Below are 16,917 nucleotides of genomic sequence, written 5' to 3'. Positions count from 1 at the left end.
TGCTCAGGGAATAACGATCACCGGACGGTTGGCGCGCCGTGCGAGGCGCCCGGAGACCGAGCCGAAGATCCGACCGATCAGGCCACGAGTCGTGCCGACGACGATGGCGTCGGCGGCGTACTCCTTGCCGACCTCCTCGATCTCATGGCAGATGTCGCCGCCGCGCTCCACCAGGATCCAGGGGACGCCGCCCAGGAAGTCGGCGCAGGCCAGCTCCAGCCCGAGCACTTCGGTCCGATGGTCGGGCATGTCGACAAAGACGGGGGGCTCACAGCCGGCCCAGACGGTGGCGGGAAGCCTGTTGGCCACATGGACGATCACCAGCCCGCAGCGCGAGCGGCGGGCCATGCCGACCGCATAGGCGAGAGCCCGCTCACTGGAGAGCGAGCCGTCGAATCCCACCACCACGCCGTGCTGGAAGACCGGGTCGCAGGAGTGTGCCGGCTCCGGCTGGAGGACGGGATCGCGCCCGTCGAGCGGAGCTGTCTGCTTGGAGTGCCGGGACTTCACGTCGCCTCCGCCATCCTCGCCGGCACCATTCGTGGCACCGGCACCATCAAGAACCTGGGCCGCCGCCGGTGCCGGGCGAAACAGCCGTGACGCGAACCACCCGCGACGCGGCCGGCCACCACCGATGCCTGGCGGCAGTGGTTGCGGAGTCCGCGAAACGCCTGGCGAAGAATCCTTGGCGGAGAAATCCGCCGCGCCGAGAAAGCGAAACGGGTCTGCAGATCGGGGAGACTCAGAACCGGCCATGAATCGAGGCTCTTCGAGTGAGAGGGGCCGACAGGAGGGACAGCACTGCCCAAGCGGCAGGCCATTCATGGGCACGTGGTCGGGTGAAGCCGAGCGGCACCGTAAGTGACCTGTTCCTTTCAGAGTACGACGGGCGACCGTGGCCGCCCAGCCTTTCCGACCGAGTACGACAATGATCCCGCTAATGGCGGCGGCGTGAAGTAATCGGCGCGCGCCCCATAACGGCGGTATGTCACCCCGCCGTCGCGCGGTTCCCAGGAGCTTGCCTGACGGAGTCAGCCGACGCAACAGGTCGGACACATACCGTAGGTGCGATGTTCAACTGGATGTGAGGCGGCTGGTGCGGTTGTGGTCAACGGGACCACTGGGGCCAGTTGCGGACCGTGACGACCACTGCACCGATCGGATCGAGTCGATCACTTGGCCGACAACCGCTCCGAGCTGCAGGTTCCCTTCCTCACCGCCATCGCCGCTGGCAGCATGCACACCATGCCGTTACTGATGCTCGACCTCGACAACACACTGCTTCCACGTGACGCCGCCTTCACGGCGTGGGCCGAGGACTTCCTCGCCCGGCACCGACTTCCCCCGTCCGAATTGGACTGGCTGACCACGATTGACGGCGGCGGTTACATCCCGCGGAGCACCGTGTTGGGCGCCGCACGCCGGCGGTACGACCTGGACCTCTCGCTGGCTGCCCTGCTGGCCGACTACCGACGGGGCATCAACGCGCACATCCACTGCCCGGTCAGCCATGTCGCGGCCCTGCGCGCGGCCCGGACGGCCGGGTGGACGCTGGCCGTCGTCAGCAACGGCGGGACCGGCCCCCAGGTCGAGAAGATCCGCCGGACCGGGCTCGACTCCCTGGTGGACGCCTGGGTGGTCTCCGAGGAGGCGGGGTGCGCCAAGCCCGATCCGTTGATCTTCGACATCGCGGCTCGGCGGTGCGGCATCCCGCTCGTCGGCGACTGGACCGCCAGCGCCTGGGTGATCGGTGACCACGGTCCGGCCGACATCGCCGGCGCCCAGGTGGCGGGCCTGCGCAGCGTCTGGCTGCACCACGGGCGCCCCTGGTCCGAGCTGGGCTACCGTCCCACTCTCACCGCTGCCGAGTTGCCCGAGGCCATCGGCTTGGTCCTGGCCGCCCCCGCACAGCTGGCCGGCTACCCGGGGAGTTGAGGTGCCCGGCCCGCCGCGTCACGGTCACCGCAGCGGACGCGACGGGACCGAACGCGCCGACATTTCCTCACCCGCTGCCCCGACATCCGCAGTCTCCACGCCCGCTGCCCCCACATCTGCAGTCTCCAAGCCCGCAGTCGAACGGTTCGCCAGATCACGGGTTCAACGATTCAGCGGCCCCAGGCAGGCGAGATCGACCGGCCCCGAGGGTCGTAAGCGCCATGGAACGGTAGGGAGGCCTGAGGGCCTACGGTGTGCCGGATTCACGGGCACCTCGGAGTGAAATGGGGGCGGGATTTCGCCGGTGCGTGAATCGCCGAAGGGCCCTCAGGTTGCGATGAGATTTCTTGCGATGATCAGCCCTTGCCGTCCAGCACCCGGCCCTGTTCCCACAAATCACTACCGGGGCCTCGCGGAAGTGGGAGTCGGGGAATTCCGGGGCATGCTCAGCACGGGCACCGCGCGGCCGCACCGGTGCCTCACCCGGCCGGAGGGCGGAAGCGCCCGGCGCAGTCCCGGCGGCGCCGCACAACGGTCAGTCGGCGCTGGCGCGCGTGGGCCGGGGCTGACAGGGGTAGGCGACTGGCCGTGAGCGGGGGATGCAAACGGGCAGCGGAGACGGCGACCGGTCGACGGCAGCAGCGGCGGCGGCGCCGGCAGCGGCGGCAGCACCGCACCCGCTGCGACACCGATCACACCGCCGCTCGCCGAGGCGCTCAGGGTGGCGCTCGCGGGCGCGCGCATGCACCGCGCGCCCCGCAAACGCAACACCGATTTTCAGTCAGTTTCACCCCGCCCCACCACAATTGGACAACAGGCCTGGCCACCGGCATCACCGCAGAGGTTGACCCGCCGTCACCACGGGTCGGCCGTACGGCAACCAGCCACCGGCCCGCCCGCCCCCTTCCCAGAGGGGTCGACGGGTGCCACGCTTCGTGATCGAATGCATCACGCCAAATTGCCATGTCGACATAGCGTCGGATGGTGAACTTGTCACAACGGTGACGGTCCACCCAGTAGATTCGATCTTGTTGAGCGTTCAGCAGTGCCGCACCACCACACCACACCACCGAGGGGGCTTGGGCGCCTTGAACAGGGTGAGCAGGAGCGAGACAGGTCCTGACAGCGGCCAGTCCCCCACCGGTCACGGTGGCCAGGCGCGCTCGAGTGCCCCGAGAACTGCCGTCCCGTTCAACGTCCCGTCCCGGTCCTCGTCCCAGCCCGTCACCGCCCCGGCCGCCCCGTCGTCCCCCTCGGTGTCGTCGTCTTTCCCGGCGTCGCCCCAGCCTGCCGCCCGACCCGCCGTCAGTTCGGGGCCGTCGGCGCTCCGACCGTCCGTCAACTCCGGCGCGGTCCGCACCCGCCCGATGGCCAAAAGCGCGCAGCCCGCATCGCTCGGCGGGCCGACGATGGCCGGATCCGCCGGCCAGTCGGGTAGCCAATGGGCCATAGGCGGCTCCGGAGCGCTCGGCGCAACCGGTACGGCCGGCGCGGCCGGGCCTGCCGGTCCCGCAGTCGGCACGCTCGGCGGCGAGGCCCAGCCTGCGAGCGGCGGCGGCACAGGCGGCCCCACCGGCGGCCCTGCCACTGGCCCCACCGCCGGGCCCGCCGGAGGCACCCCGCTGGGCGCGGCGGTCCTGAGTGCCGGCGCCCAACCGACCGTCAGTTCCCAGGGCGGCGCCGGCACCCCCGGCACCGCGGCCGCCCCCCGGAAGCTCTCCGGGCGACGGCGCCGCGAGACCGTGGCCGTCTTGATCTTCAGCGGCGCGCCGATCTTCGAGAGCTCGATCCCGCTCTCCGTCTTCGGTGTGGACCGCCAGGACGCGGGCGTGCCGCGCTACCGCCTGCTGGTCTGCGCCGGCGAGGAGGGACCGCTCACCACCACCGGCGGTGTGACCCTCAGCGCCCCCTTCGGCCTGGAGGCGCTGGCCCGGGCGGGCACCATCGTGGTCCCGGCCTGGCGCTCGATCTCGCAGCCGCCGCCGGTCGAGGCGATCGCCGCGCTGCGCAAGGCCCACCATGAGGGCGCCCGGATCATCGGCCTCTGCACCGGTGCCTTCGTGCTCGCCGCGGCGGGCCTGCTGGACGGCCGACCCGCCACCACGCACTGGATGTACGCGCCGACGCTCGCCAAGCGCTACCCGCGGGTCCACGTCGACCCGCGCGAGCTCTTCGTGGACGACGGCGACGTGCTCACCTCGGCCGGCACCGCCGCCGGCATCGACCTCTGCCTGCACGTGGTCCGCAGCGACCACGGCGCCGAGGCCGCGAACGCGCTGGCCCGCCGACTGGTGGTGCCGAACCGGCGCAGCGGCGGCGGTCAGGCTCAGTACATCGATCAGTCTTTACCGGAGGAGATCGGGAACGACCCGCTGGCGGAGGTGGTCACCTGGGCCCTGGAGAACCTCAACCAGCAGTTCGACGTCGAGGTGCTGGCCGCGCGCGCGTACATGAGCCGGCGCACCTTCGACCGCCGGTTCCGCACGCTCACCGGCAGCGCACCGCTGCAGTGGCTGATCACCCAGCGGGTGCTGCAGGCGCAGCGGCTGCTGGAGACGTCGGAGCTGTCGGTCGACGACGTGGCCAGGCGCTGCGGGTTCCGTTCGCCGGTGGCGTTGCGCGGGCACTTCCGGCGTCAGCTCGGCGTCTCCCCCGCCGCCTACCGGACCAGCTACCGGGCACGTCGTCCCGGTGCCGGTCCGGGGGCCGGCGTGCCCCCGCAGGGTGGTCCGGCGGTCGGCGCACCGGCGGGCGGTGTCGGGGTGCCCGGGTCGGCGGCCGGGGTCGGCGGTCCGGTGGCGGCTCCGGGCGGAGCCCTCGGTCAGCTGGCCGGAAGCGGCGCGGGCGGTCCTGGTGGCGCGGCTGCCGCCAAGGGGCGCAAGGCGGCACAGCCCGCGCTTCCCCCGCCCGGCAAGAACCGGATCCGGCCGCTGGTGCCGCCGCAACCCGGCCCGGCCACCCGGCGCGGTGCGGCAGCGCCCCGGCAGGTCGAGCACGCGGTGGCGGAGGACGGTCTGGCGCGCCCCGGCGCACGCGGCACGGCGCCGGGGCACCGGGTCGGCCAGCCGTCGGACACCCGTGGTGAAGCCCGCCCGGGTGGGCGGCCGGGCACCCCGATGCGTCCGCCGACCGGGCTGCCGGGTGGACCGGCTGCGCGCGGTACGGGCGGTCCGTCGCTCGCACCCGGTGCGGCCGCCGGGGCTGGCGGGATGTCAGCGCCCAGGCGTGGTCCGGGGTTGAACGGCGCCCCCGGTGCGGCCGCGGCTCCCCGCCCGGGTGGTGCGGGCCTGCCGGGCGGCATACCCGGAGCCGGCAGCGCTTTCCGCGCCCGGCCGACCGGACCGGCCGGCAGCCCCGGTGCCGCCGCCCCGGTCGACCCGGCGGCCGATCGTCCATCGGCCGACCAGCCGTCGGTGGAGCGCTGACGGGCCGTCGGCCGCCTGCTTCACCAGCCCGGCATCGCGCAGCCCCGTCCGTCGCACCTCGGCGACAGGCGGGGCCACGCGGCATACGTGGCATACGTGGCATGAGCGCCGCCCCAGCGGCACCCCGCCCTCGGATCACCGACGGCGACGGGCGCGCATGATGCAGACGGCGGTGCGCCGTAGGCTGGGACGGGTGAACGACCGTTTGGTATGGATCGACTGTGAAATGACCGGCCTCGACCTCGAGCGCGACGCGCTGATCGAGGTGGCGGTCCTGGTCACCGACTCCGAGCTCAACATCCTCGGCGAGGGTGTCGACATCGTGATCCGCCCGCCGCAGGAGGCTCTCGTCACCATGCCCGAGGTGGTGCGCGAGATGCACACCGCCTCCGGCCTGCTCGACGAGCTCGCGGACGGCGTGACGCTCGCCGAGGCGGAGGCGAAGGTGCTCGACTACGTGCGCCAGTGGGCGCCGGAGGCCGGCAGGACGCCGCTGGCCGGGAACTCGGTGGCCACCGACCGCGGCTTCCTCGCCCGGGACATGCCCGCCCTGGAGGGGCATCTCCACTACCGGATCGTGGACGTCTCCTCGATCAAGGAGCTGGCTCGCCGCTGGTACCCGCGGGCGTACTACAACAGCCCGCAGAAGGGGGGAAACCACCGGGCGCTGGCGGACATTCGGGAGAGCATCGCCGAACTGCGGTACTACCGGGAGGCGGTGTTCGTCCCGGCGCCGGGCCCGGAGACCGAGCGCGCCCGGGAGATCGCGGCGAAGCACCAGATCACCACCGACTGACCGCCCGAGTCCGCCGACGACGGGCGGCCGTTGTGAGCTGTGCCACTCGGCCGTCCCGTCGATCCCGGCCGTGGCGCGGCAGTTCGGCCTTCGGAACGCCACCGACCGGTCGGCCTCGGGAAACCCTGGCGCGAGCACCCTCTCAGATCCTGTAGAGTTCTTCCTGTCAGCGCGGGAACGCGCAAGACAGATGGTGGGTGTAGCTCAGTTGGTAGAGCACCTGGTTGTGGTCCAGGTGGTCGCGGGTTCGAGTCCCGTCACTCACCCCATCGAAGAGGGCCCGGTCTCCTGGAGACCGGGCCCTCTTGCGTGTTCGCGCCCCTTCCCCTTGCGTCTTCGCGCCTCTGCTCCTTGCGCGTTCGCCCCCGCCCTCGCCACGGCATGTCTGTTCAGCAATCACTACTCATGAGTAACATGACGGCCATGACGACGACACCCTCGGTCGGCGAGATGCTGGCCGCCACCGTTCCGATGGCCCGCACGCTGAACCTGACCTACCTGGAGACCACCGCCGAGCGGGCCGTGCTGCAGCTGCCGGACCAGCCCGAGTACCACAACCACGTGGGCGGGCCGCACGCCGGCGCGATGTTCACACTGGCCGAGTCGGCCAGCGGCTGCATCGTGCTGGCCGCGTTCGGCGACCAGCTCTCCCGGGCCGTGCCGCTCGCGGTGAGCGCCGAGATCGCCTACAAGAAGCTGGCGATGGGCGTCGTGACCGCCACCGCAGTGCTGGGCCGCCCGGCCGCGGAGGTCGTAGCCGAGCTCGACGCGGGCGAGCGTCCGGAGTTCCCGGTCACTGTGGAGATCACCCGCGAGGACGGCGCGGTGACCGGTGTGATGACCGTGCAGTGGACGCTGCGCCCGAACAGCTGAGCGCCGAGCCGGGCCGGACGGCGGCCACCGGGCACCGCCGCACGGCGGCACCCGGTGGCGGTCCTGCGTCCCGCCACCGCGCGACCCGTGCCGTGCGGGACCGCGGGATGCCCGTCTGACGACAGTGAGCCGACGAGGCGTCAGATCGACCGAAAACCGCCTCCGCGACCGTGAACCACCGGCGCGGCCCGCCGACGGATCGCACGAAGTCCGGCGCGCCGCCGTGACTTTCGCCCGGCGCGGCTCGTTCTCGTCTCACGTGCGAGCCAATCACCCGTCACCCGCGCCCGATTCCCATCCTGCCGGGCCGTCGGCCTCCGCCCGCACGGGGGGCGGGCGGGTGTCCCGGCCGCGGCTGGGCTTGCTGGCGGCGGGTGGCGTGGCCGGCATCGTGGTGGCGCAGCTCTGGGGCCTGGGCCTGGACGTCGCTCGGGCCGCCGACGACGGTTCGGCCACCGGCCCCGCCGTTGCGCAGCTGACCGGCGACGGCGACCTGCTCGGCACCGCCCTACCCACCGGCGGTACCGCACTACCGGTCGGCGCCACCGCCCCACCCACCGGCGGCGCCGCACTACCTGCCGGCACCACCGCTCTACCCACCGGCGCCACGGCCCCGCCCATCGGCGGCATCGACGGCATCGACGGCCTGGTGCGCGACCGCATCCGGGACGGCGGGTTCCCACTGCCGAGCCAGGCCTCCGCCCTGCCCGACGCGTTCGCGATCGCCGCCGGGCTGCTGCCGCCGGCGCCGGCCCGACCGGGTTCGCCCCGTGATCCGGTAGTGGACGCCGCGCCCGAGCCGGCCACCCCTGCTGCCGGGACGACGGCGCCCTGGCCGCCCCGGCCAGGGCCGGCAGCGCCGCAGTCCGGCACGGCCGGGCGGGCGGATGACGGCGGTGCCGGGCCCAGCGCCAGGCCCGGGTCCGTACCCGCGAGCCGGCCGAGCCAGCAGGCCACCGAACTGGCCGGGGCCGACGGATCAGCGGCAGGAGTCGCCGTGGCCGACGGCGGATCGGCACCCGGCATCGAGCAGACCTCCCCCTCCCGCGCCGCGATCCGAGGCACTCGGCGTGCGGTGAACTGGCTGCCCGCGCAGCAGGACGCCCCGGCGACCGCCCAGCCGAACGGCGACCAGCCGGCCATCCCCCAGGGCAGCGAACCGTATTTGGCGGACCGGGTGGAGCGCGCCGTACTGATCCCGATCGCCGCCGGGCTGCTGCTCACCGGCGCCGCGATGTACAAGCACCGCGGCCTGCCCCGCGGCCACGGCCAGTGACCTCAGCTGAAGGTCCCCGGCGGCGGTGCCGGTGACGGTGCGGCCACCGCGTCCGTGGCCACCGGGGCGCCCCCGGTGAAGGCGGCGAGCGCCGAGCCGTGCTCCACCCGGCCGAGCGCCGCGTCCGAGGCGGTGCGACGGGTCAACTCGGCGATCGGCAGCGGGGTGTGGGCGGCGGTCAGGATCAGGTTGCCGAAGCGCTTGCCGCGCAGCACCGCGGGATCGGCGATCAGCGCCACCTCGGGGAAGACCGCGCGCAGGGTGGCCACTTGGGAGCGGGCGAAGGCCAGTCCGGAGCCGTCGGTGATGTTCGCCGCGTAACGGCCGCCGGGAGCCAGGGCGCGGGCGGCGAGGGCGGCGAACTCCACGGTGGTGCAGTGCGCGGGGACCCGGGCACCGGAGAAGATGTCGGCGATCACCAGGTCGGCCCCGCCCTCGGGGGCGCGTTCCAGCACGCTGCGGGCGTCGGCGCCGCGGACCTTGATCTGCCAGCCGGGCTGCAGCGGGAGTTCGGCGCGGATCCACTCGGTGAGTGTGGTGTCCAGCTCGGCGACCTGCTGCCGGGAGCGCGGCCGGGTGGCCGCGGTGTAGCGGGCCAGGGTGAGCGCACCGCCGCCCAGGTGCAGCACCCGGATCGGCTTGCCGGGTTCGGCGGCGAGATCGATCAGATGGCCGAGGCGGCGTTGGTACTCAAAACCGAGGCGGGTGGGATCGGCCAGGTCGACATGCGACTGCGGGGCGCCGTCGAGCAGCAGCGACCAGGACTGCGGGTGGTCGCGGTCGGGCACCAGCTCGGCCAGGCCGGTGTCGGTGCGGTGGGTACGCGGGGCGTGCCCTTCTCGTGCTGTGCTGCCTCGTCCCATGCTGCGAAGTATCGCCTGTCGGGGCGGCGAACGCGCAGGTGGGGCACCCGCCGGAGGGCGGCGTGAAGCGTCAGAACGGCCCGAGGCCGCCGGCCGTCAGCGTGCGCGCGGCCTCGCACAGGGCGGCGCGCAGCACCCAGGGGTCGGTCAGGCTCGGGGTCAGCTCGGAACCGGCGGGCGGCACCAGCCAGCGCGGGTCGGTCGCGGGCAGCGGCGCCGCTCCGGGGGTACAGCTGGTGCCGCTCAGCTGCCACCGGTCGGCGGTGCCGGCCGGGACCAGGAAGGCGACGGCGCCCGCCGGCCCCTGCACCACCGAGCCGCAGGCGCGGCGCAGCCGCAGGATGTCGACCGTCTCAAGGCCGTGGCGCAGCGGGACGGTCACGGTGTCGCAGCGCAGCGCGCGCTCCCGGGCGTCGGCCGACCCGCCCGCGCCGCTCCGGCCGCGAGGCGCGCCGGCCGCCTGGGTATCTCGGCCCCCGCCGCCCGAGGCACGACCGCTGAGGGTGAGGCCGGTGAAGTTGAGGCCGGTGAAGCCGAGGAGACTGCGGAGCTGCGGCAATCCGGTGACCATCGTGCGGGCCTTCCTGGCTCGGTTCGCTACCCGTGACCATCGCGTCCGCTTTCCCTGCCGTTCAGCCCGATGCGGTGGTACTTCCCACAGCACCAAGGAAACTGAGGGTTCGTCAGGAGGATTAGTGAACTGATGGTATGAATATGACTGCTTCGGAGGTCGAGTGCTGAGGATCGAGTACTGAGGGTCCAGCGGCTACTGCCATCGGGGGGCAAGCGCAGCCGCCTTCCCGATATCAACCCAACGGGTTGACGCCACGGATAGCCACGGGGCGCCTTACAGCAAGCCATGGCATTTCTTGGCAAAACAGCAAAGGTTTGTCTGCTTTGCCATCAATTAGTCGCAAATTTCCCCGAAACCCATCGTGAGTGCTTGATAACAGTGGGTACTGTCGAGCCGTCGCCTCGGTCGGGCCCATCCGACCCACGGGCCCCACCCCGCACCAAGCTCGGAGCGACCTCATGGCACAACCCGTCAGCCACAGCGGCGCCTTCACCATCACCGCCGCCCCCGCCCCCGCCCCCGCCCCCGTCCGCAACACCACGATGCGCGAGCTGCGCGGCGGCCTCTCCCCGGCGGAGTTCGCCAACGTGATCCGCCGGGCGGCCCGGGAGATCGGTGAGCACGTCTCCTGCGACGCCCGCTACATCGGCCGCGTCGAGGCCGGCGAGATCCGCTGCCCCAACTACGCCTACGAGCGGGTCTTCCGCCACATGTGGCCCGACCGGTCACTGGAGGACCTCGGCTTCGCGCCGCGCTCGGCCGTCCGGCGCCGCCCCGCCGCCCGCCGGTCCGCCCCACCCGGGCGCACCGACCAGCCGCCGGGCCGGGGCCTGCTGACCACCCTCCCCGCACCCACCCAACTTCCCCCGCCCAAACCGGACGAGGAGAACGACGACGTGCACCGCCGTACGTTCCTGACCGGCGGACCCACCGCCCTGGCCACCGTGCTCGGCCTGGACGGCCCCGCCCGCGCGGCCGACCCGCGCGCCACGCCCGCGCCGCCGGCGCCGCGCAAGGTCGGCGCCGCCGACGTCCAGATCGTCGAACAGGCTGTCCGGGAGATCCGGTTGGCCGACGACGTGCACGGCGCCGACACCCTCTTCGAGCGGGCCGGCCAGTCGCTGCGCACCGCCTATGTGCTGCTCAACGAGGGCGACTACTCGGGCACCACCGAGCGCCGGCTCCAGGCCTCGGCCGGCGAACTGGCCATCTCGGTCGGCTGGTTGGCCCACGACTCCAACCGGCTGGGGGACGCCCGGTCGTTCTACGCCGAGGCGCTGGCCACCGCCCGGATGGCCGACGACTCGGCGCTGGAGGCCCATGTCTTCTGCAACAGCGCCTTCCTGGCCCGGGACGCCGGCCGACCGCGCGAGGCACTGCGGGCAGCCCAGGCCGGCCAGAGCGCGGCCCGCCACCTGGACTCCGACCGGCTGCTGGCCCTGCTGGTGATGCGGGAGGCCGGCGCCTGGGCGCTGCTGCGCGACCGCTCGGCCTTCGCGCAGCAGCTGGCCCGGGCCCGGATCCTCTTCGAGCGCGGCGAGTCCGAGGCCGACCCGGAGTGGATGTCGTTCTTCGGCGAGGCCGAGCTGGCCGGCCTGGAGGCCCAGTGCTGGGCGGCGCTGGGCGACTGGGAGCGGGCCACCGAGCGGGCCCGGCAGGCGATAACGCTGCAGGAGCCGCACTTCGTGCGCAACCGGGCGCTCTACACCGCCGAGTTGGCGCACGACCGGCTGGGCTGCGGCGACCTGGCCGGTGCTGCCCGGAACGGCAGCGCCACCGTGGCCCTGCTCGACCAGGTCCGCTCGGCCCGGATCCGCGGCATGCTGGCCGGCACCGCCGACGGGTTACGCGACCACGGCTCGATCACCGAGGTCCGCGACTTCCTGGAGTCCTACGAGGCGGCCACCGAAGCAGCTTGACGCCGCGTCAGCCGACCAGGCCGTCCAGGTGGCTGTGGTCGTTCCAGATCTCGATCGCGGGCAGCCCGTACTCCCAGGAGAGCACCGAGAGCGCGGCCGTGCCCAGCTTGAGCCGCTGGCCGAACTCCGGGGCCTGGCCGAGCCAGCGCGAGGCGAGGATCCGCAGCAGGTGGCCGTGGGCGAACACCACCACGTCGCTGTCGGCGGCGTGCATCGTGGTGGTCTCGGGGTGCGGGGTGCCGTGGTCCTGCTCGATGTCGGCCAGGAAGGCGTCGGCGCGGGCCGCCACGTCGGAGATCTTCTCGCCGCCGGGCACGCCGTCGCGCCAGATCAGCCAGCCCGGGTGGTCGTGCTCGCGGATCTCGGCGCCGGCGCGGCCCTCGTACTGCCCGTAGTCCCACTCCATCAGCTCCGGCCGGTCCACGGCCCGGGCACCGAAGCCGGCCAGCTCTGCGGTCTCGCGCGCCCGGGAGAGCGGGCTGGTGTAGACCCGGGCCTCGGTCAGGCCGTTCCAGGGGGCGCGGGCCAGGCGGGCGCCGACCCGGCGGGCCATCTCACGGCCCTCCTCGGTCAGCGGGATGTCGGTCCGGCCGGTGTGCTGGCCACTCGCCGACCAGGCGGTCTCACCATGGCGGACGAGGATCAGACGAGCGGGCATCGCGGACTCCTGGGAGAAGCTGGGGCATGAGCTGGTACGCCAAACGCGTACCGGCACTGCCATGATTCCCTACCCCCCGGTTACCGCCGGGCACCCCCCGGCTGGCCGGCCCGCACTACTCCAGGTCAGGACCGCCGGGCTCGGCGTCCCGGCGTGCGGTTCTGCCGGCGGCGGATGCGGGTTCTGTCAGCGGCGGATGCGACACTGGCGAGCACCATGAACGTCTCGCTCGCAGAACCCGCGCGGCGGCTGGCCGCGCTGCGCGGCGCGGCCGAACCGCGGGGCCTGGACGCCCGCGCGCTGGCCGCCCTCGCCGCCAATCCCGGCTGCCGGCGCCGCGCCCTGCTGGACGCCGCCGGGGTGGACAAGGGCGCGGTGGCCGGCCGGCTCGGCAATCCGGCGCCGTTCGGCCGCTCCCCGTTCGCGATCGCGCGCGGCACGGTCTTCGAGGCCCGACTCAAGGCCGACGGCTGCGCGGCCCTGCTCGCCCCGCTGCGCCGGCACCTGGGCCTGCCCCCGCATGACGACGACCGGGTGGCCACCCCCGATCTGCTGCCCGGCGCGGGCCCGGCCGTGCGGGCGGCGCGCACCACCGAGGCGCTGGCCGAGGCGGTCAAGGCCTCGCTGGCCGACGCCCGGAGCTGGACGCTGCTCGACCACCCCATGCTGCGGCTCACCGTGGCCGGCGCGCCGGCCTATCTGGAGCCGGACGCGGTGGTGGTGCACGGCGGCCGCTCCACGGTGGTGGAGATCAAGTCCTTTCCGGTGCTGGACGGTTCGGCCGACCCCGCCAAGGTGGGCGCGGCCGCCCGGCAGGCGGCGGTCTATGTGCTGGCGCTGCAGCAGGCCGCCGGAGTGGACGGCAGCGCCGGGCCCTACGCCGACGGCGCGGCGCCGGGCGCACCGGAGTTGACCGTGCTGCTGGTCTGCCCGCAGGATTTCGGCCAGCGGCCGACCGCGGCGGCGCTCGACATCCGCCGGGAACTGGCCACCACCCGGCGGCAGTTGGCCCGCATGACCAGGGTCGAGGAGCTGCTGGAGGCGCTGCCGCCCGGCACCAGCTTCGACCTGGCCCCCGATGATGCCGGCCAACCCACCCGCCCGGTCGAGGAGTTGGCCCAGGCGGTCGAGTCGGTGCCGGCCGCCTACGGCCCGGAGTGCCTGTCCGCTTGCGAGCTCGGCTTCCACTGCCGGGCCCAGGCGCGCGACACGGGCGCGCTCACCCAGCTCGGCCGCGGCGTCCGGGCGGACTTCGGCGAACTCCGCACGGTCGGCGAGGCGTTGAGCGCGGCCTGCGCCACGGACGCGACCAGTGAGGCTCCCCAGGAGACCGCCGAACGCCTGCGCTACGCGGCCCGGTTGCGGGCCGAGGCGCTCACCGAGGCGGCCCGATGAGCCTGTTGAGCACCCTGGCCCGGCTGGAGGCGGTCCGCAGCGGACACGCCGAGCCGCTGGCCACGGTGCGCCACCGGCACCTGTCGGAGCGCCCGATGGTGCTGGTCCCGCTGGCCACCGCCGCCGAGGACGGCGCGCCGCTGGCCGTGCTGCTCGGCACCGAGCGCGAGGCGCCCCGCCTGCACGTGGTGCCGCAGCCGCTCAACCGGGAGCTGCGCGCCGAGTTCCTGGCCGCCTTCGCGGACGACCTGCTGCCCTATCTGGAGTCCTTCGGCGACGCGGTGGAGCTGATCGAGGGCTCCGAGAAGGACCCGGTGACCGGCGAGAAGACCCCGGTCACCCGGGAGTTGTGCGCCGACGCACCGCAGCTGCTGGTGCCGAACGCGGGCGCCATCCGCCATCTGGCGCTGATCGGCCGGGCCACCCGGTTCCGCCGCACCGCGGCCGACCCGGATCCCGGCCCGTACCCGGCGCCGGCCCGGGTGCCGCTGCTCGGCCGCTGGCTGACCCATCTGACCGAGCGCGCCCAGGTGCCCGGTTCCAGCCTGCTGCTGCCGATGACCGGTCTGCTCGCCCTGCACTGGGCAACCGGCCAGTCGCTGCTGGAGGACCAGCACCTGGCCGCCCAACTGGCCTGGCACCACCCGCCGGCCGGCCGCACCGGAGCGCAGGCCGCAGAGCTGGCCGAGACGGCGCGGGACGAGCGCGGCCAGCTGCTGCACCCGCCGGCCGGCCCGGCCACCGACCCGCGGTTCGACGAGAAGCTGCTGGCCCCGGCGATCGCCCGGTTCGACGCGGCGCTCACCGCGCGCCGCCACGGCGGGCCCGCCATGGGGGTCCGCCCCCAGCCATGGGGGTCCCCCCGGCCGAAGGCTGGGGGAGGCCGGGAGGTGCCCCCACCGGCCGAAGGCCCAGGGACGGTCGAGGCCTGCGTCGAGCAGCTGCGCGCCCTGCTGCTCGGCGTGCTGCTGCCCACCTGGGCGGACGTCTGGTCCGGCCTGGAGCTGCTGCGCGCCCTGCCGCCGGCCGCCCATCTGCCGGAGCGCTGGGAGGGCGACCGCTGGTCGTACACCGGCCACCGCGACCGGCTGGCCGCCGGCGAGCCGCCGCAGCCCCGGCTGGACGACGCGGTGACGGCCGCCCGCAAGCTGGCCCAGCGCGAGCGCGAGCAGGCCCGCCTCGACGTCCAGGAGGCGCTGGACGATCCGCTGGCGATGGCCGAACGGCGGCTCGCCGGTGAGGCCTTCGCCGCCGAGGTGGTGGCGGTGGTGCCGGACCACGACACCTCGGGACGCACCCCCAAGCCCCGCCCGCTGCTGGTGCTGCGCACCGCCGACCACCCGCACGCCGAGGCCGGCCGCGAGGTGCACCGGATCGGGGCGCCGAGCGCCCAGAAGGGCCGGATCACCGAGGTCGACGCCGATCAGGGGCTGATCACCGTACGGGTGCTGAGCGGCATGGGCCGGCGCAAGGACCCGGAGCCTGGCACGCTGCCCGAGCCGGGCGAGCGAGTGCTGTTCACCCTCTTCGAGTTGACGCCACGTCAGTCCACGCCGCTGCCCGAGCCGGATGACACGCCCTGGACACACGGTGGTCCTCCGTCCGCCGTCCAGAATTCGACTGCCGCTGCCGAAGAGTGGGCATGACCAGCACTGTGAGCTTTGCCGACACCGCCGCCGCGACCGATCCGGGCGCCGCCGCCGATGCCGCCGTGGCGGCGATCCTGGATGCCACGGTGCGCCCCGTGCCCGGCGCCCCGCGCGGCGTGGTGGTCGACTCCCCGCCGGGCGCCGGCAAGTCGACCCTGGTGGTGCGGGCCGCGCAGGAGCTGGTCGGCGCCGGCGAGCGGCTGATGATCGTCGCCCAGACCAACAGCCAGGTGGACGACCTGGTCGACCGACTGGCGCTCAAGGCACCGGAGTTGACGATCGGCCGGCTGCACGCCGCGGACACCCTGCCCACCGCCGAGGCGGTGCGGCATCCCAATGTGACCGCCTCCGCCAAGCCGGGCGACCTGCTGGAGCTGGACGTGGTGGTCTCCACCGCCGCCAAGTGGCAGTGGGTGCGGGACGTCGAGCCGTGGCGGCACGCGATCGTGGACGAGGCCTACCAGATGCGCTCGGACGCCCTGCTGGCCGTGGCCCGGCTCTTCGAGCGCGCCCTGTTCGTCGGCGATCCGGGCCAGCTGGACCCGTTCACCGTGATCGGCACCGAGCAGTGGAGCGGCCTGAGCCACGATCCGTCGAACAGCGCGGTGGTCACCCTGCTGGCCCACAATCCGGCGATCCGGCCGCACCGGTTGCCGGTCTCCTGGCGGCTGCCGGCCTCGGCGGCGCCGCTGGTGTCGGAGGCCTTCTATCCGTACACGCCGTTCCGGTCCGGCACCGGGCCCGGTGACCGGCTGCTGCTCCCGGGTGCACGGGCGGACGGTTCGGCGGTGGACGCGGCGATCGACGAGGCCGCCGAGTACGGCTGGGCGCTGCTGGAGCTGCCCGCCCGGTACACCGTGCGCACCGACCCGCAGGCGGTGGCGGCCGTGGCGGCGACGGTCCGCCGACTGCTGGACCGCGGTGTGCTGGCGGTCTCCGAGCAGGGCCGCCGACCGCTGACCGCCGACCGGATCGCGGTCGGCACGGCCCACCGCGACCAGGCCGCGGCGGTGCGGGCCGCGCTGCTGGAGCTGGGCGTGCCGGTGGACGCGACGGCCGGTCCGGCCGTCGCGGTGGACACCGCCAACCGGCTGCAGGGCCGCGAGTACGACGTCACGGTGGTGCTGCACCCGCTCTCCGGGCGGCATGACGCGACCGCCTTCCATCTGGAGACCGGGCGCCTGTGCGTGCTGGCCTCCCGGCACCGGCACGCCTGCATCGTGGTGGCCCGGGCCGGGATCGCGGAGCTGCTGGACGAGCATCCGGCCACCGAACCGGTGCAGCTGGGCAGTGCGATGCGGATCCCGCAGGGCTGGGAGGAGCGGATCGGCGGCGAGGTGATCCCGCTGCTCGAGCGGGTCGGCGCCCAGTTCCCGGACGGCTGGGAGGCCAACCACCGGGTGCTGGCGGAGCTGGCCGAGCACCGGGTGCGGCTCTGATCACACCTGGCCAAACCTTCGGGCCGACGTGTGCTCCGGCGTGCGGAGTCCGTGAGCGCCGTTCCGCCTGGATGGGGCAGGAGCGACAATGGACGACGGCCGAGTTTGCTCTCCC

Annotated in this window: 12 protein-coding genes, 1 tRNA gene and 2 pseudogenes; 10 read left to right on the top strand and 5 right to left on the bottom strand. The window is 73.9% G+C overall.

Annotation, left to right across the window (positions count from 1 at the left end):
- Positions 1–3: 3 nt before the first annotated feature.
- Positions 4–447 (bottom strand): annotated as a pseudogene (locus E6W39_RS27565) (universal stress protein); the annotation flags it as partial.
- 729 nt (positions 448–1,176) lie between these two features.
- Between E6W39_RS27565 and E6W39_RS27560 the strand changes: the two are divergent.
- On the top strand, positions 1,177–1,935 hold the full coding sequence (locus tag E6W39_RS27560; protein ID WP_228718387.1) for an HAD family hydrolase: 759 nt from the start codon (positions 1,177–1,179) through the stop codon (positions 1,933–1,935).
- Positions 1,936–3,079: 1,144 nt separating this feature from the next.
- On the opposite strand, the gene E6W39_RS27555 is transcribed toward E6W39_RS27560, so the two are convergent.
- Positions 3,080–3,385 carry a hypothetical protein gene (locus E6W39_RS27555; RefSeq protein ID WP_181799758.1) on the bottom strand — a complete coding sequence of 102 codons (306 nt, stop codon included), beginning with the start codon at positions 3,383–3,385 and terminating at the stop codon, positions 3,080–3,082.
- 292 nt (positions 3,386–3,677) lie between these two features.
- Between E6W39_RS27555 and E6W39_RS27550 the strand changes: the two are divergent.
- The 5 genes and pseudogenes from E6W39_RS27550 to E6W39_RS27530 all read left to right on the top strand — a co-directional run.
- Positions 3,678–4,730 (top strand): annotated as a pseudogene (locus E6W39_RS27550) (helix-turn-helix domain-containing protein); the annotation flags it as partial.
- Positions 4,731–5,553: 823 nt separating this feature from the next.
- Complete coding sequence (gene orn / locus E6W39_RS27545; RefSeq protein ID WP_141635793.1) at positions 5,554–6,156, top strand: oligoribonuclease; 603 nt, start codon at positions 5,554–5,556, stop codon at positions 6,154–6,156.
- A gap of 193 nt (positions 6,157–6,349) precedes the next feature.
- Positions 6,350–6,425, top strand: a tRNA-His gene (locus tag E6W39_RS27540).
- A gap of 154 nt (positions 6,426–6,579) precedes the next feature.
- The gene (locus E6W39_RS27535) at positions 6,580–7,029 is read left to right on the top strand and encodes a DUF4442 domain-containing protein (RefSeq protein ID WP_181799467.1); all 450 of its coding nucleotides are present in this window, start codon (positions 6,580–6,582) and stop codon (positions 7,027–7,029) included.
- Between the two features lie 340 nt (positions 7,030–7,369).
- The gene (locus E6W39_RS27530) at positions 7,370–8,305 is read left to right on the top strand and encodes a hypothetical protein (protein ID WP_141635791.1); all 936 of its coding nucleotides are present in this window, start codon (positions 7,370–7,372) and stop codon (positions 8,303–8,305) included.
- Positions 8,306–8,307: 2 nt separating this feature from the next.
- Here E6W39_RS27530 and E6W39_RS27525 read toward each other — a convergent pair whose 3' ends face one another.
- Both E6W39_RS27525 and E6W39_RS27520 read right to left on the bottom strand, forming a co-directional pair.
- The gene (locus E6W39_RS27525) at positions 8,308–9,168 is read right to left on the bottom strand and encodes a spermidine synthase (protein ID WP_141635790.1); all 861 of its coding nucleotides are present in this window, start codon (positions 9,166–9,168) and stop codon (positions 8,308–8,310) included.
- Positions 9,169–9,238: 70 nt separating this feature from the next.
- The gene (locus E6W39_RS27520) at positions 9,239–9,739 is read right to left on the bottom strand and encodes a hypothetical protein (RefSeq protein WP_228718386.1); all 501 of its coding nucleotides are present in this window, start codon (positions 9,737–9,739) and stop codon (positions 9,239–9,241) included.
- Between the two features lie 461 nt (positions 9,740–10,200).
- On the opposite strand from E6W39_RS27520, the gene E6W39_RS27515 reads away from it, so the two are divergent.
- Positions 10,201–11,661 carry a tetratricopeptide repeat protein gene (locus E6W39_RS27515; protein WP_141635789.1) on the top strand — a complete coding sequence of 487 codons (1,461 nt, stop codon included), beginning with the start codon at positions 10,201–10,203 and terminating at the stop codon, positions 11,659–11,661.
- Positions 11,662–11,668: 7 nt separating this feature from the next.
- Here E6W39_RS27515 and E6W39_RS27510 read toward each other — a convergent pair whose 3' ends face one another.
- Positions 11,669–12,319 (bottom strand): histidine phosphatase family protein, encoded by a 651-nt coding sequence (locus E6W39_RS27510; RefSeq protein WP_141635788.1) that lies wholly within the window; start codon positions 12,317–12,319, stop codon positions 11,669–11,671.
- Positions 12,320–12,535: 216 nt separating this feature from the next.
- Here E6W39_RS27510 and E6W39_RS27505 point away from each other — a divergent pair, with 216 nt between their 5' ends.
- Genes E6W39_RS27505 through E6W39_RS27495 form a run of 3 tightly spaced genes read left to right on the top strand, consistent with a single transcriptional unit; the run spans position 12,536 to position 16,802 of the window.
- Positions 12,536–13,714, top strand: coding sequence for a hypothetical protein (locus E6W39_RS27505; protein WP_141635787.1), 1,179 nt, complete (start codon positions 12,536–12,538; stop codon positions 13,712–13,714).
- Positions 13,711–15,360 (top strand): hypothetical protein, encoded by a 1,650-nt coding sequence (locus tag E6W39_RS27500; protein WP_141635786.1) that lies wholly within the window; start codon positions 13,711–13,713, stop codon positions 15,358–15,360. The genes E6W39_RS27505 and E6W39_RS27500 overlap by 4 nt, the downstream gene beginning before the upstream one ends.
- Positions 15,357–16,802, top strand: coding sequence for an AAA family ATPase (locus tag E6W39_RS27495; RefSeq protein ID WP_141635785.1), 1,446 nt, complete (start codon positions 15,357–15,359; stop codon positions 16,800–16,802). The genes E6W39_RS27500 and E6W39_RS27495 overlap by 4 nt, the downstream gene beginning before the upstream one ends.
- The last annotated feature ends 115 nt before the right edge of the window (positions 16,803–16,917 follow it).

The organism is Kitasatospora acidiphila (genome assembly GCF_006636205.1).
Taxonomy (GTDB): Bacteria; Actinomycetota; Actinomycetes; order Streptomycetales; family Streptomycetaceae; genus Kitasatospora; species Kitasatospora acidiphila.
This window is presented reverse-complemented; position numbering and strand designations above follow the sequence as displayed.